At 55.7% G+C, this 15909-nt stretch carries 11 protein-coding genes; 4 read left to right on the forward strand and 7 right to left on the reverse strand.

Annotation, left to right across the window (positions count from 1 at the left end; translation table 11 throughout):
* The first annotated feature begins 444 nt into the window (after positions 1 to 444).
* Complete coding sequence (locus K3A84_RS20020) at positions 445 to 966, forward strand: lipocalin family protein (protein WP_225011258.1); 522 nt, start codon at positions 445 to 447, stop codon at positions 964 to 966.
* A 572-nt stretch (positions 967 to 1538) separates the two neighbouring features.
* Here the strand turns inward: K3A84_RS20020 and K3A84_RS20025 are convergent.
* The 3 genes from K3A84_RS20025 to K3A84_RS20035 all read right to left on the reverse strand — a co-directional run bounded on the left by K3A84_RS20025 (position 1539) and on the right by K3A84_RS20035 (position 4709).
* Positions 1539 to 1892, reverse strand: a complete 354-nt coding sequence (locus K3A84_RS20025) for a hypothetical protein (protein ID WP_225011259.1) — start codon at positions 1890 to 1892, stop codon at positions 1539 to 1541.
* A 78-nt stretch (positions 1893 to 1970) separates the two neighbouring features.
* Positions 1971 to 3116 (reverse strand): tyrosine-type recombinase/integrase, encoded by a 1146-nt coding sequence (locus K3A84_RS20595; RefSeq protein WP_225011260.1) that lies wholly within the window; start codon positions 3114 to 3116, stop codon positions 1971 to 1973.
* A gap of 267 nt (positions 3117 to 3383) precedes the next feature.
* On the reverse strand, positions 3384 to 4709 hold the full coding sequence (locus tag K3A84_RS20035; protein WP_225011261.1) for a virulence-associated E family protein: 1326 nt from the start codon (positions 4707 to 4709) through the stop codon (positions 3384 to 3386).
* A gap of 420 nt (positions 4710 to 5129) precedes the next feature.
* On the opposite strand from K3A84_RS20035, the gene K3A84_RS20040 reads away from it, so the two are divergent.
* Complete coding sequence (locus K3A84_RS20040; protein ID WP_225011262.1) at positions 5130 to 5549, forward strand: hypothetical protein; 420 nt, start codon at positions 5130 to 5132, stop codon at positions 5547 to 5549.
* Between the two features lie 131 nt (positions 5550 to 5680).
* On the opposite strand, the gene K3A84_RS20045 is transcribed toward K3A84_RS20040, so the two are convergent.
* The 4 genes from K3A84_RS20045 to K3A84_RS20060 all read right to left on the reverse strand — a co-directional run bounded on the left by K3A84_RS20045 (position 5681) and on the right by K3A84_RS20060 (position 8264).
* Positions 5681 to 6052 carry a hypothetical protein gene (locus tag K3A84_RS20045; RefSeq protein ID WP_225011263.1) on the reverse strand — a complete coding sequence of 124 codons (372 nt, stop codon included), beginning with the start codon at positions 6050 to 6052 and terminating at the stop codon, positions 5681 to 5683.
* Between the two features lie 225 nt (positions 6053 to 6277).
* A complete protein-coding gene (locus K3A84_RS20050; protein WP_225011264.1) occupies positions 6278 to 6661 on the reverse strand; it encodes a hypothetical protein in 384 nt (127 codons plus the stop codon).
* Between the two features lie 89 nt (positions 6662 to 6750).
* A complete protein-coding gene (locus tag K3A84_RS20055) occupies positions 6751 to 7383 on the reverse strand; it encodes a DUF4230 domain-containing protein (RefSeq protein WP_225011265.1) in 633 nt (210 codons plus the stop codon).
* Positions 7380 to 8264: a hypothetical protein gene (locus tag K3A84_RS20060; RefSeq protein ID WP_225011266.1), complete on the reverse strand. Its 885-nt coding sequence runs from the start codon at positions 8262 to 8264 to the stop codon at positions 7380 to 7382. Before K3A84_RS20060 ends, K3A84_RS20055 begins: the two co-directional genes overlap by 4 nt.
* A gap of 675 nt (positions 8265 to 8939) precedes the next feature.
* On the opposite strand from K3A84_RS20060, the gene K3A84_RS20065 reads away from it, so the two are divergent.
* Together K3A84_RS20065 and K3A84_RS20075 are read left to right on the forward strand one after the other, a co-directional pair.
* Positions 8940 to 11042: an FG-GAP-like repeat-containing protein gene (locus K3A84_RS20065; RefSeq protein ID WP_263626427.1), complete on the forward strand. Its 2103-nt coding sequence runs from the start codon at positions 8940 to 8942 to the stop codon at positions 11040 to 11042.
* A gap of 26 nt (positions 11043 to 11068) precedes the next feature.
* Positions 11069 to 15544, forward strand: a complete 4476-nt coding sequence (locus K3A84_RS20075; RefSeq protein ID WP_263626428.1) for a calcium-binding protein — start codon at positions 11069 to 11071, stop codon at positions 15542 to 15544.
* Positions 15545 to 15909 lie beyond the last annotated feature (365 nt).

Genomic DNA, 15909 nt, shown 5'->3' on the forward strand with positions numbered 1-15909 from the left:
CCGTCCTATGTGGCGACCAGCAATTCAGCGCCTCAAAGGCGGCGTCCCTGCCGGTGAACACGCCTCTAGATACCACCCTCGATTCGGTCAACACTCAAATTGCAGAAAAATGGCAGGCATCCCAAAACTGTCATTCGCGGGCCTTTCCCAGCCCCACCTTCAGGCGGTTGGACGATTTGCGAGGATCGGCGTCAGCGAAAGCGATACCCGCTTGCCTTCGCGACGCCGCGATGCCGTGCCGATTCCGGCAGCAGGGGCAACCTGGGCTATGGTATACCAGCTGCAAAATCAGGGGCCAATCCGGCCTGGCACGCGTTCACGTTCCACCCAACAGCGCAGGCGCAGACCAATCGGACTGACATGCCTGCGGGTCCACTTCATGTCCGAGCCAACGAAGGATGTTCGATGACATTGCAACGGCTTCGAAATGCGCTGCTTGCCGGGATGGCTGCAGCACTGAGTGCGTGCGCGGCGCTATCCTCCATGCAGGTGGGCAACCGCAACGTGCCGCAGCCTGCCAAGACGGTCGAAATGGATCGCTATCTCGGTCGCTGGTACGAACTCTATCGTTACGATGCGCCGTTCCAGAAAAACTGCGAGGCTGTCTCTGCCGATTATTCCCGCAATGCCGACGGGTCGATCCGCGTTTTCAACAGCTGCCACAAGGGTTCGACGGACGGGCCGGTCAAGACCGCCACCGGAAGGGCAAAGATCGTCGACGCCACGTCCGGGGCGAAGCTGAAGGTATCGTTCTTCGGGCCGTTCTATGGCGACTACTGGGTGCTCGACCATGACGACAATTACCAGTGGTCCATCGTCGGCGAACCTTCCGGGCGCTACCTTTGGGTGCTCGCGCGCGAGGCCGATCCTTCCGACAGCACCAAGGCCATGCTCCGGCGCCGGGTCGAGGAACTCGGCTATGACTGGGCACTCGTCCGCGTCACGAAGCATCAGTCCCGACGCTAGAGCGCATTGGCATGTAAAGACGGCGTTTGAATGCTGCCACGACATTGCGGAAACCGGCCGGTATGCGCAGGCTTACCGTAGAGCGTGCACCCCGCAAGGAACGTGCTCGCACCGGACGCCCCATTGCGCCAGCCAGATGCCTAGAGCGCACGCCGCCAGGAGCGGCACCACGACGCGCGGGCGATCATTCCTAGCGTGCAGCCTGACAGCTGATCCAAGCGGCCTGATGATATTCCGTGGGTTGCACCTTGAAGAAGGTGGTGCCGCTTAGGTGACTCGAACACCTGACCCCATCATTACGAAAGCAAGTATAGACATTTGTATTTTCGATATTTTCTAACGAAATGGGTGATGCCATCACCCCAAATTCGTGCACAACCTAGGCCAGACCCAAGTTGTCCTGAACCCCGGTTACCACAGGTGCAAGGTAAAGCCACCTTCCGAAACGGGATTCCGAAAACCGTCCCAAGCTAGACCCGGGTCCGCTTTCGCGACGACCGGAGCGATGCGGCTGGAGCCCCGGGGTCAGCCTGTGGCAGGTCATTCCCCGGAGCACACATTTGATGGGTAGGTCAGTACCTCCCGCCATGAGGGTTCTTTGGATTCAGGGTCGGACGTTCCCTCCTGATGAGTTCACGGCCGATATCCCTGATCTCGCGTGGTGAGTGGTCCAGGAAGGCGATTTGAAGTTCCAACTGATCCTTCAGACGGGAAATCTGCTGGGCGGCATAGTGGTCCGGATCATCACCGCGCCGATAGGCGTAGATGCGATTGGCGAAACCGGGCCAAGGGGAGGCCACGTAACCAATGAACACGACGCTGCCATCCAACAGGAAGCGGAAAAGCCCGGCACCTGGAATGATAAGCCTTGCGGTCTGCCAATGGATGACAGGGGACCAGTCCAATTCAGGAATTATAATCTTCATAAAAACTCCAAAAAATAAGGGTGAATGTGAGAGATAAGCCCCCTCTCAATCCGCGCAGGGACCGAGAGGGGGTAAGGTTCAGAGAGCCATGGTGGCGGCACCGGCTTCGACAGCAGCAGCCAGCGTGCGGTCGCTAACGAACGCGTATCTGGCCGTGCTCTCGGGACGCAGATGCCCAGCGACCTTTCCGGCAACGTAAAGGTCCACACCGTTGTTGATCATCGCGCCAATGCTGGCGTGACGAAGGTCATGGACGTGCAAGCCGGGAAGGCCAGCAGCCTTGCAGGCCGTTGCCCAAGCACGCTTGAAGTTATCGAGCGGCTGGCGGGTTTTCGGCGAGGGCAAGAGCCACGGGCAATCATCGTAACGCGGCAAGCTGTTGATCACGGCCATTGCAGCCTTGCTCAACGGGACACGCCGCGATCTGCCATTCTTGGTCATGGGGATGAGCCATTCCGAACGCTCGAAATCGATGTGCTCGATCCGGGCATTCAAAAGTTCTCCACGCCTCGCAGCTGTGGCGAGTAGCAACTGCACAATAGGTTTCAGCAAAGGGTTCGGTGATTTGGCACAGGCCTGAAGCAATCTCTCGACCTCGACGGCCGTGAGCAGGCAAGTGCGCTTGTTGTCATACCGGGGCCGCGCAACAGCGGCGACCGGATTGCGTTCAGCACCGGGAAGGTTCCAGAGCTGAGCGAGACGATAGCTACGGTTCATGACGAGTCGCAACCGATCGACTGACGCAGCCGCAAGCCTTTGACGCAGTTCGGCAAAGTACTTCTCGATCTCCTGCGGGGTGATCTCGTTCAGCCGTTGCTTGCCGAAGCGGGGCTTCAGATAGCGACGATGCGCAAGTTCCACGCAGGCATGCGATCGCAAGGTGCCCTCCGCATGTTCAATGTGGAGGCGGGACAATTCGGCATATTCGATGATGGACCTGTCCCGGGCCTTCACCGCTGCTACATCATGGCCGAGAACATCACGCGATCGAAGCTCTTTGGCCTTTCGCTTGGCATCCTCGAAGGAGATGTCGCCACGCCCCCCGATCTTGACCTGCCCCGCTTTGCCGTTCGGCTTCGTGAGGTAGTAATAGAAGGTCGCGCTGTTTTGACGGACCTCTAGCCCAAGACCGATCTGCTCGGTGTCTCGATACACGACCTTGCGTTGACCGGGCGGACAGACAGCATCACGGCAGAACGCCGAGGTGAGTTTGACTTTAGCCACTGTAATTGTTCCTGAAAGTTGCGCGCACGCGACGAGGACCGATGCCCAAGGACACGGCCAGATCGAATGCACAGTTGATTGGATCAGATGAGATTGCAGCCGGACCTGCCACCCGAGGGGGTGGAGGTGGGAGGGCGCAGCCCTGAAATCATAATGTAGTATAATTTCAGAACAAAACTCCCTCCACCTCCCTCCCCCAAGGATCCAAAGTCCCGGAAAAGCTGGCGCTTCGACGGGGGGCCGAGGGGGAGGCAGGGGGCTGGACGGCTACCAGAGGTTCACAACGGACGATCCTGGAGCAGCCCGCCGGAACGGAATGCGCCACTTCATATTACCGTTGATCCGCCTTGGCTGGCCGAGCAGTTCCCGCAGCACGGCAGCGACTTCCTTGTTCTGGCCATTACGGGGGTATTCGATGCCCAGCTTGGCCAGGACATCGTTCGTGCCCATCACCTCCATGCTGACCGGACCGGATTGCTTCTCGTCGATAAGTTCGATGAGAGCTTCCCGGATCGGGCTGATGGCCTGATGGTCGCGGTTGCTGCTTGCCAGTCGAGTTTCCTCTTCCCGGGTCAGCCACCATTGGGCACCCGCCACGAAGTCGGCATGCAACTGGGCAAAGAGCTGCTGCATATCGACCGTATGGCGGTAATCGACGCCAACCAGCGGCAAGGTCCAGAACCGGCTGTTCCCCGTATCATCCACGAGGAAATTCCGGTCATTGACGGTCGCCACGAACACCGTGCGGCGCGGATATTCCGAAGCCGTTCGGGCGTATGGACGACGCACCTTGTCACTGTCCCGAGTGATGAAACCCTTCAGCCGGGCAATGTCCTTACGGAACGAGCTGTCGAGCTCGCCCACTTCGACGATCAGGTGGCTGATGGCACTCAGGACCGAGTCCTTGTCGTGGGGATCGAGATGGTGATCGAGTTTGACGATCATCTCGCGCACCACGGGATCGGACACGAGGCTGGCTACCCAGGTGCTCTTGCCGAGTCCTTGCTCGCCCTGAAGGGTGAGCACACCACGCGCCTTGAAGTTGCGGGGCATGAAGGCAGCGGCAACGATGCTGAGCAGCCATTTACGGATCAGCACTTCCTTGAGATCGGTCGGGAATTCCTCCTCCGTGGTCAGCGTCTGGTAAAACGCTGGAAGGCGGTCCTCTCCGTCCCAAGGTTTGCTGCCGATCCAGTCGGCGGCCGGGTTGAACATATTCCGGTCGCCTATGGCCAGAACCTGCTCCTCAATGCCGCTGCGTTGCATGTTGTTTGCTTCGGCAAGGCTGACGATGATCGCCATGGCAACGTTGTCCATGTTGTCCGGGGAACCCTCCCACCCGGGCAGATTGATCACCGTCTTCTTCCTGATGACATCGTAATGAACGTCGATGTCGTTGTTCACGAGCAGGAATTCGACATTGAGGATTGTGCAGGGAAGTGTGCCCGATCGCCGTTCCTGATGAGGGAAGTTCCGGGGATCGAGCGGCACATGCGCTTTCCAGCGACCGATAAATTCTGGTGCTGGTGGGGGCGCACGGCCAGATTGGGGAGCAGCGGCCATAGGCAAACCGCCCCCATATTCTGAGGTCATGTGTTCTACTCCACGATGTCAAAGAGCGGGGGATTTGGCGGGTCCGCTCTTGCGGGGAGTCTTGCTGGAGGGACTTGGTCCCTGGGCCACATGGCCGTGCACGATGGCTGATAAGCCGCCATCGCCAGAACTAGTCGGCCACCTGCCCGAAATCAAGTCTGGTCCGGGCACGGGCAAGGTGATGATGTTTACCGGCATCGCCGTGATCAGAAGTCGGCCGCCGCTTGACAGGATCAGGCCGAGCATCCATTTGCGCGATACCCGAGGCGAGCGATCGCATCCAAGTGGCCGGGTTGAGGTTCAGTCCTCCCGTTTCTTGCTCAACGCACCGTTGGAACTTTCCGTAGCCGCGTCACCGCCGCCATGCAGGTGAAGCTATGGGCAGGATGTTTCTCGCGCATCTCATCAGACCGGAGATGCTTGGCGGCTGGTGCCGAGACCTTTCACTCATCCCGGCACTGGCCGTTGTTCCCGAGTGAACAAATGGCAGATAAATTTATGGAAAACGAACGCAGCGATGATTCCGTCGAAATTTCCGATGCACTGAGGGCAAAGCTTAACTACGACCAATGCTTGAACGATGCATACGTCATCTGGGGTGAGACATCCCGGATAAGAAACGAAATTATTCTGGGTGGCAGGAACCAGTTCCTACTCTTGATCTATGCGAAATTTGGACTGACTGACGACAAGCCCGAAGAGATCGCCGACGCCATATCGGACATTCTGGGCGTAGATGTGTTCGAGATGATCATGGAGCTTGTCGACAAGTACGACGGCAAGGATCCTGACCGGCATCTGTGGCACAAAACCGCTTCCGGCACCTATTGCGTCCACTGAGTCAAATTCCGGTGAGGGGTTGCAGAGCTCCTCACCATTCTTTTGTCCGCATGCTCGGTAAGGGCTGCACCAATGAATGCCCCAATCGATGCTGCGGATCAGCCGCAATCTTCGGGCTAGCGCGTGGGACATCATGAGCTTTCCCGAACTTCACTCGCCCCCCGGAATAGCTCCAGTAGGTCGAGCGGTACGGCTGGATCATCAGGCACCAGCATGCACCAGCCGAACCCGTCATCGCTGAGGATGAGCACGGCTTCGAACCAGCCGCCATGATCGCTGAGCACTTCGGCAAGGCTGGTGACCGGCGAAAAGCCAAGGGCGGTTTCGATCGTGTCCAGGGTGTCGCCCGGCTGGACGATCAGCCAGTGCGCCAGCTCGCCAAGGTCGTAACCGTCATACTCGGCTAGCTGTTCGACGCGATCGGTCAGGATCCGCTTCAGGGTGGTGTCGGTCAGGGTGGACAGGACACGCGCCATTTCGGCGGAATTCGTGATGGTCAGCATACATGCTCCAAGAATCAAAAAACCGCCGAAGGCAGAGGCCTTGGCGGTCGGGTGGATGATGGTTTGTGTGGCTTTGGCAGTTCGCCTTCAGCCGCTAAGCCGAAGTCGCGTTATCGGCGGCCGGAGAGGCCCGCCGGGGTAGCCGAGGGGGACAGGGTGGCCCCGGCCGGTTTCGGGCCAGAGCGGCCCACGGTGGGCAAAGGTTGCCCCCTTCCGGCCCCGAGGTCAGGCATCGGCAGGCCAGCCGCCCCGGCACAGGTCAAGCAGGTCGGGCCAGACGCCGGGGGCATCCTGGACAAACAGAATGTAGGCGAACCCATCGTTCGACACGGTATAGACCAGTTCCCACCAGCCTTCGTGCCGTTCGATCCAATCCCAATCGGGTTCCAGGTGGATACCGTCGATGCGTGACACCAAAGGCGAGAAGCCGATGGCGTCGATTATGTCGCCTTCCCCGTCACCGGGTTCGATGACGACGAAATGCGTCAGGTCGCCAAGCTCCAAGGCAAGGGCATCCTGAATGCGGCCTTGAAGCAGCTTGTGCAGGTTCGGTTCGAGCGGCTGGTTCAAGGCAGAAAGCTGGCTGTCCAGGTCAGGCAGATCGATCATAGGTTGATCCTTTCGGGCACAAAAAAAGCCCCGGAGTTCCCTCCGAGGCGTCGGTTGCTTGTTGGTAGTTGTGGCGGACTAGCCGCCGGTCATTCGAACGCTGCGACGACCTTTACGTCCGGAAGCCCGGCAATTCGCAGCGGTATTTCAAAGTAGCTCTGGATGTTGGCTATGGCCTGCCGTTTGGCGGCATTGATCAGCCCCGCCTGTTGGGACTGTGCCACCATCGCCTTGCGGGCAGAGGCATAGTTCGCCTTTCGCAAAGCCTCGACCTGATCGTCGCTGAACGTCAGGACGCCGCCATTGATGGTGGTGGCATATTCCGGCTGGAACGCGATGTCGCCGATCGTGAGTTTCGGCAGACGGACGCGCACCAGCTTGGCCCGATCGTCATAGGTGACGTTGGCCAAGGTGAGCTGCGACAGGTCGAGATAGTAGTTCACCACCGCAGGCACCTGCAGTTTCTGGTGACCTTGGAACAGCCACAGGACACTGCGTCCGGCCTCTACACTGGCCGAGCCCTTGTAGCTGAAGACAAGGAGCCGGTTCTCCTCGCGCAGGCTTTCGACGGTAGCCGACAGGATATGGGTCGTGTCCTTGACGAACAGACCCTTGTATTCGGCTTCCTGATCGACTGGCTGCTTGGGAGCAAGCACGTACCCTGCCCCCAGAGCGGCGATATGGGTGGCCACCACCAGACCGATCGACGGTTTGCCGGTCATGACCCGGCATTCACAGCAGCAAGCACGCGCCCTTGGGGATCGAGGGCGAGTGCACATTTCGGATCGGCATAGATTATCGTCAGCTTGTTTTCGTAGGACACCGGATTTCGCATTGTCGGGACCGGGCTGCCGAACTCGCCTTTGAAAAGGTAAGGGGCTTTGGGAACGAACGCGACGGCCACACGCAGAGTTTGCTTCAGACGGGGGGCTTGTAAGGGAGCCGCCTGAACGTAGAGGACCGGAGCGTCCGGGCGCTTGGCGAACGAAAACAGGGTTGGTGAGGCAAAATAGAAGCCTGTGCTCTGTCGCTCGAATTCCGAAACCTTGACCGCGACGCCCAAGCCATTGCGTGCTGTGTATGTCCGAAGAAGGCGCTCGCTCCGCCCATGAGGTACCCGCACGCCTTCAGGGGTTCCAGCCGGTACGGTAACGTCTCCGGTGATCCGGACATCCACCAGGTCGCTGAATTCGCCAGCTCCAAAGGCACCGACCTGGATAAACATCAGGCTCGTATCGGCATTGTAGCTGATGAAATCCCGATCGACCGGCACTGTTACCACGACCGGGCCAGTGGGTGGAGAAAAGGCGTTTGCGGCGATGCGGGCTTTGTACTGCGCGGTCGTTTCGAACTCGCCCTTGGCCGGAGGAGGAGAAAGCCGCTGCACCAGCGCGGAAAATGGCGTGGGCGTGACGACCTTGCCAATGTAGCCTTTGCACAGTTCGGATTTCTGCGCTTCGGCTGCGTAGAGCGCGTTCAGGTCGTCGGCATGTCGCATAGTCTGCTGGAGCTGTGTCTGCGCGACGGCTGGAACGGCGACGCACAGAGCGGTCAGCATCGTCAGGACGCCAACGCGGCGAACCTTGCTGCGCGGACGCAGCACGGGGAAACATGTCATGGCAAATGCCTTTCGTTGTGTGGGGGAGACGCACAGCATCGCGCCAGACGCACAGGCGCTGACGTTAAATCTCGATGCTGTCATGGAATGCCGCCCCTCTTGCGGGGCGACGATTGGCTATGACCCTTTGCCGCCCCTATGTACCTCTCGGGAGCGACGGCCAAAGCCGGATGTTGGAAACCCGCTGAGACAACGAGCGCATACGCCTTTACCGGCGAACCGGCTGGACATGCGCGCATGCCACCCGGCCTCCAGAATCTGGTGACCGAGTTGTCTCAAGAGGGGTTTCCACGCCCCACCTTCCGGCTTTCACGGAAGGCAGGAACCTTTTGGCGCGATATAGATGTGCCCGCAAGCCCAAAGCTAAACAATGATCACTATTTGTTCCAACCGTAGCCTGTTCATATAAGATGGCTGATTTTGCTCGCGCGGTGGGGATGACGCCCGTTGCCATGGCTCTTCGGGAAACACGGCGCAAACAACACCATCTGCTCATCGGTCAGCTCGGATGCAGCCGATCATTGGGCCCTGAGCGTAACCAGATCGATTATTGACACTCATTACTGTCCTGCACACGCTTTTTAAAGCAAATTGAGCACTAGGACTGGAACTCCGCGCACTCGGAGGCGGGGGAAATTTTGAAAGTTACGGACATGCATAATGGCTAGCAATAACTTTACCGCTGAGCCTTTTTTATTGCCTCTGCGAAGTGGCTACGAAAGTGCAAATGCACATGAATTTGCCGTCGGAGATTTCAACGGGGACGGCTCGCTCGATGTTGCGATATGCTATTTTTTGTATCCCCTCGAAGACCGTAAAGTACCGATCAGGGTTCTCCTAGGCGACGGGCATGGGGGCTTTTCCGACGCAACTTCGACGTTGTTCTCGGGGACAATCCCCGCGACGACGCACGGTCGACAGATCGTCGTTGCGGATTTCAATGGCGATGGGATCGACGATGCCTTCTTCGCAGATCATGGATACGATGCCGATCCATACCCCGGTGCGCGCAATGCGTTGTTCCTTTCGAGCAAGACTGCTCCCGGGAAACTGATCGACGCAACTACCAGTCTTCCCGATGTGGCGGACTACTCTCACAGTGCAACAGCGGGAGACATCGACGGAGATGTCGACATCGACTTATTCGTTGGAAACCAAGGCGATGGAACAGAATACCCATACTTTCTTGTGAATGACGGTAAGGGCAACTTCACCAGAAAGGATGCGGGTGTACCGCTTGGCCTGCATAGCGGCGATCCAGGCATTCCCACCACAATGCTTTTCGACGCCGACAATGATGGTGATGCGGACCTTTTTACTGGCCCTTGGGATCCAGCCCTGCGGAAGGCGACGATCTGGGAGAATGATGGCACTGGCAACTTTTCAAAGGCGCTTTCTACGTTCACGGTTCCGAAAAATGGCTCGATCGAAAACGTGATTGACACCAAGGCCATCGATTACAATGGCGACGGATACCTCGATCTGGTAATAAATACCGTCGTTGACTTCTTCTCGGTCGGATATATTCGATTTTACACGAACGACGGAACCGGGAATTTTAAAGACGACACCGCATCGCGCCTACCCTCCCGCGTGTCTGAGAAGTGGAACAAGCGCAACCAATTTGTCGACATCAACAACGATGGCTTCTTAGACTTGTTGATTAGCAACAATTCTTCGAGTCCGATTTTCCTGAACGACGGCCGCGGCGTTTACCGACAGATGCTCGGCTTGTCCGGGGATGCCAATGGCCAGTACGATCAATTTACAGCCGCCGACTTCAACGGCGATGGACGGGCCGACCTGCTCGCATCGCGCTATATCGACGCGAACGGCGAACACTTTGTGGCGTTCATGGGCACCGATGCTCCATCCGCACAAACCGGCGATGCCGGGAACAACGGCATCATGGGGGATAACGACGCCGATACGCTCAGCGGCTTGGACGGAGGCGACACGCTGTTTTCTGGTGCGGGTGACGACAGACTGAGCGGCGACGGGGGAAACGATTATCTCAACGGCGGAGCTGGGGCCGATCGCCTCGAAGGTGGATCGGGCAGGGATACGCTCGACGGGGGCGCTGGAGCGGACAAGATGCTCGGCGGCGCTGGCAACGACATTTACTATATCGATCACGCCGACGACAAGGTTTACGAGACCGCCACTACCACCGCATCCGACGCGACCGATCTCGGTGGAACGGACACCGTGATAAGCTCGATCAGCTTTACGTTGGGGAGGTTTGTCGAGAACCTGACCTTGAGCGGCACAGCCAACCTCACGGCGACCGGAAATTCACTGGCGAACGTGCTGATCGGGAACAACGGCGCGAACGCGCTGCGAGGCTTGGCCGGAAATGACACCCTCAACGGCGGCGCTGGCAACGACAAGCTCTACGGCGGGGAAGGCAAGGACACCCTGACTGGCGGAACCGGCAAGGACTGCTTCGTATTTGGCACCCCGTCGACCAGCCGGGACACCATAACCGATTTCAGCCATGCTGAAGGTGACAAGATCCAGCTGAGCAAGACGGTCTTCACTGGATTTGCCTACACCGGTGCATTGCGTGCGGATGACTTCTACGCTGCGGCGGGAGCAACCAAAGCGCACGATGCCTCTAATCGCCTGATCTACAATACGACCACCGGCATCCTGTATTACGATGCAGATGGCTTGGGAGGTGCAGCCGCCGTCCAAGTGGCACAGCTAGGTGCTTCAACGCATCCGACGCTGGCCTACGGTGACCTTCAGATCATCGCATAATCATACCATTTCCGGGACCAATCGCAATGTCCGACTCTATATATTCTGTTTCCGCAATACAGCCCCTAGCTACCACCACGAAGGGCCACCAAAGTGACCCTCAGGTATCCAGCGCGGCCGATGGCAGCCTTGTGTTCGTTTGGGAAAGCCATGACAACGTCGATCGGGCCACTATCAAGGCTCGTGTAGTCAGTGCTAGCGGCGTCCTGGGACCAGAGCTGACACTTGGCGAAGGCACAAGTCCTGTCGTCGATTGGAATCCGGACGGTAGTTTTGCCGTTGCATGGGACAACAACAATTCAGAAGCGCACGACGTTTTCCTGGGCATATTCACAAAAGACGGAATCGCATTAAGTGAAGTCAATAATATAACAAATTCCAATTTCGCAGTGGAAAATGTATCATCTATAAAATATGGAAATGATGGAATTATAGAAGTATGTTACGATCAATTTTTTTCAAATAAAAATAAAAAAATAGCACAGACATTTGATTCAATAGGGCGCCACATAAATAGTTCAGATAAGTTTCCAGACCCATCATTTGCAGATTTTATTGACGCCTTTAAGAAAAAAGGCTTCAATATTGATTTAGGTCGGACTGAATATATTGAGTGGGTTGATAGCCAGCCCGCGCTTGCGTTTCACACCCTAGACCCAACAGACCCAAATAAATACAAAACTTTGTATATCGCGCATCTTGATCATACAAAAAATATCATAATCGAGAGCTTCAATGCCGATTTTTTTGGCGATAATGGATTTGATTTTAAAAAATCCGACAAAGGAGAATTATTTTTAATACAATCCAATAAAACAGATAAATTAATAACCTTAATAAAATTTGACCCTAACAAATCTTATCCATACGAAAAATATTATGTAATATCACCGGATTTTTCTTATAGACCTAATTTTATCGAGACCAGCTTTGAAATAACTACAAATAACAAAGGATTGCCAGTACTAGTCTGGGCATTGGGCGACGCCTATCCTGGCGACGGTGATGGTCGTGGGGTGTTTTTAGAAGTTGCTAGCACTGGCGGCATTTATGGTACCGACGATAAAGACCATCTGGTCGGAACCGAATTGGCCGATCGTATTTACGGACTCGGTGAATCAGATACCATCGAGGGGAAAGATGGCGACGACTATGTAGATGGCGGTCCCGGCAATGACCAGATCGATGGCGGTTACGGCGCAGATGAACTTTATGGCCAGGACGGGGACGATACAATCTTGGGCGGGTTTGGCGACGACACGATCCACGGAGGTGCGGGCAGCGATACGCTGGAAGGTGATGAAGGAATCGATAAGTTGTTCGGCGATGACGGCGACGACTACCTCATCAGCATCAACAAAAATGGCGAAGGCGATGCGTGGGTCGACCGCCTCACCGGCGGCGAAGGCAGCGATTTCTTCGTCGTCGACGCGGGCGATCGCATAAGCGATTTCGGTAATGAAGATGCCGGTATCGTCTACGTGACGCAGAGCTCAATCGACAACATTGAAATCATCACGAAAGATGGCCAAACGGAAATAAGAACTTGGTTGCCCGATCTAAGTTCGTTCAGATCCATCTGGATCGAGCGCGCCGCTGATCCGGCGAGACTCTCGGTTGAACTCTATAACGAGAACGGGGAAACTGGGGCAATCATTCGCAATGCGGAGGTACGTTCGGACCGATTTTCTCAGACCGCAATTGACCCGGTAGGAACGCTAGATGGATTTGAGGAGCTCACAAGCGATATCTGGGGTGATGCACAAAAAGCTTTCATTAAAGACTCTTATAAATTTTTGACCGACAAAAAATTTGAATCTCTTGTGGCGAAAGGCCCTATAAAAGCGTACCTTGAAGCAAAATACGCCAATCAATTCTCAAAATTGATTTTCAAAAAAATTGCGCTGCATGTGAATGTTATAGAAAATGTGAAAGATAATTTCGAAAGAGGACAAAAACTCGGCGAGTATTTCAACCAAGCATTTCTATTTCCCCTTCTATTTAATGAGAAAAGCCCCTACAAAAATTCTGATGGAACGGAAAATCTTCCAAAGCATGCGGAATTTCTCGCGGAATGGTTGTCCGACTTTTTACCTTTCGGTCTTACTTCGTACAAGCTTGGAAAAGCTATATTCCTGGAATATGGCGCTGATATTCTTGAATTTTGTCAAGATATTCTCGCGGACATTGCACCGGCAATCCAAGGCGCACTGGACGCTGCACTGAATGGAACTGCTCATCCCCTGGGCTCTAGCGGGGCGGATATTCTCGGAAAAATTAACGGCCAGACCAATTATAACGCCGGATCAGGCGACGATCTTGTTCTTGCGGTTATTCCAACGATTAAAAAGGCCGCGTCCAAGATTATGGCGGCGCCCAGCCAGACTCCCGAAGAAAGTGACGTATTCAACGGCGGAAGCGGACAAGACGCACTTGTTCTGTCTTATGCAACGCGGGCGGTTAACGTTGACCTTTCCAAGAGAACCGCCTCAGGCTCAGACATTGGCCGTGATACAGTCATAAGTTTTGAGGCCGTTTACGGCGGTCAGGCGAATGACACCCTTAAGGGGGACAATCGCGCCAATACACTTGGTGGGAGTGATGGCGACGACACCCTTAGCGGCCTCGGCGGAAACGACATTCTGGAGGGAGGCGCCGGAAATGACGTATTGGACGGCGGCAAGGGAACCGATAGACTTAAGGGAGGGGTGGGCAATGACGTCTACCATTGCGACAGCAATGACATGGTTATCGAAGAGGTAGGGCAAGGCGTAGACACAGTTATTGTTGCGGCGGGCAGCTACATTCTCGGAGACAATGTTGAGAACCTCAATCTTGCTGGCTCCGCCACATCTGGTACTGGAAATGCACTTGATAACACATTGAGGGGCAATTCACTGTCAAATGAGCTGTCGGGGGGCGGCGGAAAAGATTCAATCACGGGTGGCGATGGAGACGACCGCCTCACCGGTGGAGAGGGCAGCGATAAGCTTGATGGGGGCGCCGGAAGCAAAGACGTGGCGGTATGGCAAGTGCCCCTTGCTCAAGGCGCCACGCTCAGGCAGGTGGTCGGACAAGGGCAAGACGAAGGCTGGATTTTTGTGGAGGCGACCAGCGTCAAGGCGATTGAGCGCATTTTTGCCATCCAAGCGCAATCCGACGGAAGTGTCCTGGTAAAAGGATTAGGCTCGGCGACCAAGTTCGGCATCGATATCGTAAAAAACATTGAAGAGTTGCACTTCATTGGCAATGGTCCTTTTGCTTCTGACCGATTTCTCCTAGTGAATCCCCTACCTTTTGTTAATTGGATTGACGATAAATCTTGTATTACGAACACCCAAGGAACTGATCTTTCGGATAAGATTGATCTGCTCCAGATAAATTCTGGCCTGCCTTCAACATGGCAATTTAATGCAACGGCGGGTGCCGGGAATGATATCGTTCTCGGTCACGACGGTAATAACTACATAGAGGGCGGCACTGGCAACGACAGAATCGAGGGTCGAGGCGGCGACGACACCTTAATTGGCCAAGATGGCGATGATTTTTTGTCTGGTGGAATTGGAAATGACAGGCTTATCGGCGGCGAAGGCGCCGACGTTTTAGACGGCGGATCAGGCAATGACATAGCAGCCTATAATTTTACAGTTCGTTCTGATCAGAACATAAGGCAACGTGTCGGGCAGGGCACCGATGCTGATAAAATATTTATTGAACTTTTCAGCGAAACAAAAAGTGATATAATTTTCGTAATAAAAGGAAATAATGACGGATCTGTTGATGTCAAAGGCGTTGGGCCGTGTTATTATTTCAACATTGATAATTCTATTGGCGTTGAGGAGATTCATTTTCTGCCTGACGGTCCGTTTGATCCATCCAGGTTTGTCAATATCATCGTGGGACCAAGGGTCGACTTCATTGATGCAAAACTAGGTACTGCAGCCGCTAACGGTACCACTATGGGTGACAAAATCGATCTCGGCGCGATGTTCTCCGATTATGGTGCAAAATGGCAGATTGCGGCTCGAGGTCTCAGCGGGGATGATGTGATAGCGGGTCATGGGGGGGCAAATCGACTTGAAGGTAACGAGGGGAATGACCTGCTGAGTGGCAAAGCGGGTAACGACACTTTGATCGGTGGTGCCGGCAAAGACACCCTGACCGGTGGGACGGGCAAAGACTACTTCGTCTTCGACACCGCTCCCACCAGCAGGGACACGATCACCGACTTCAGCCATGCCCAAGGTGACACGATCCAGCTTAGCAAGGCCGTGTTCAAAGGTTTTGCCTACACCGGTGCGCTGCATGCGGATGACTTCTATGCCGCAGCCGGGGCAACGAAGGCGCACGATGCAACCGACCGGCTGGTGTACAACACCACCACCGGCGTCCTGTACTACGATGCCGATGGGCTTGGTGGGTCAGCCGCAGTCGCCGTGGCCCTGCTTGGTGCTTCAACGCATCCGACGCTGGCCTATGGCGACCTCCAGATCATCGCGTGAGAACCCTCGGGGGATAGACTGTCCGGTTTATCCCCCGAAGACCCAAGCTTGACCCAGAGACGATCCATTTGGGCGGCTGGGTAAGGCGAAAGCCACTCTGGCCTTATGTTCCACGCGGGACCAGCCGAACGGGCCTTCAACCGCATGATTCGCAAGGCAAAGGCTAACGCCCTTTGGCTCAGCCACCGGGTCTGGACTGGGTTAGGGCCTTTCAGCAGGCAAAACCGGCCCGTTAAGCCTAACCCAACTTGAACAGTGCTTTTGGAAAAGGCATTTTTGTTCAATGACATGCACGCACCGGCGCGAGTGTTACCACTACATTTTTGGGTTTGGTTGAGCTTGCAGAGGCTTAGGTTCGCGGCGGC

This window comes from Novosphingobium percolationis (assembly GCF_020179425.1).
Lineage (GTDB): Bacteria > Pseudomonadota > Alphaproteobacteria > Sphingomonadales > Sphingomonadaceae > Novosphingobium > Novosphingobium percolationis.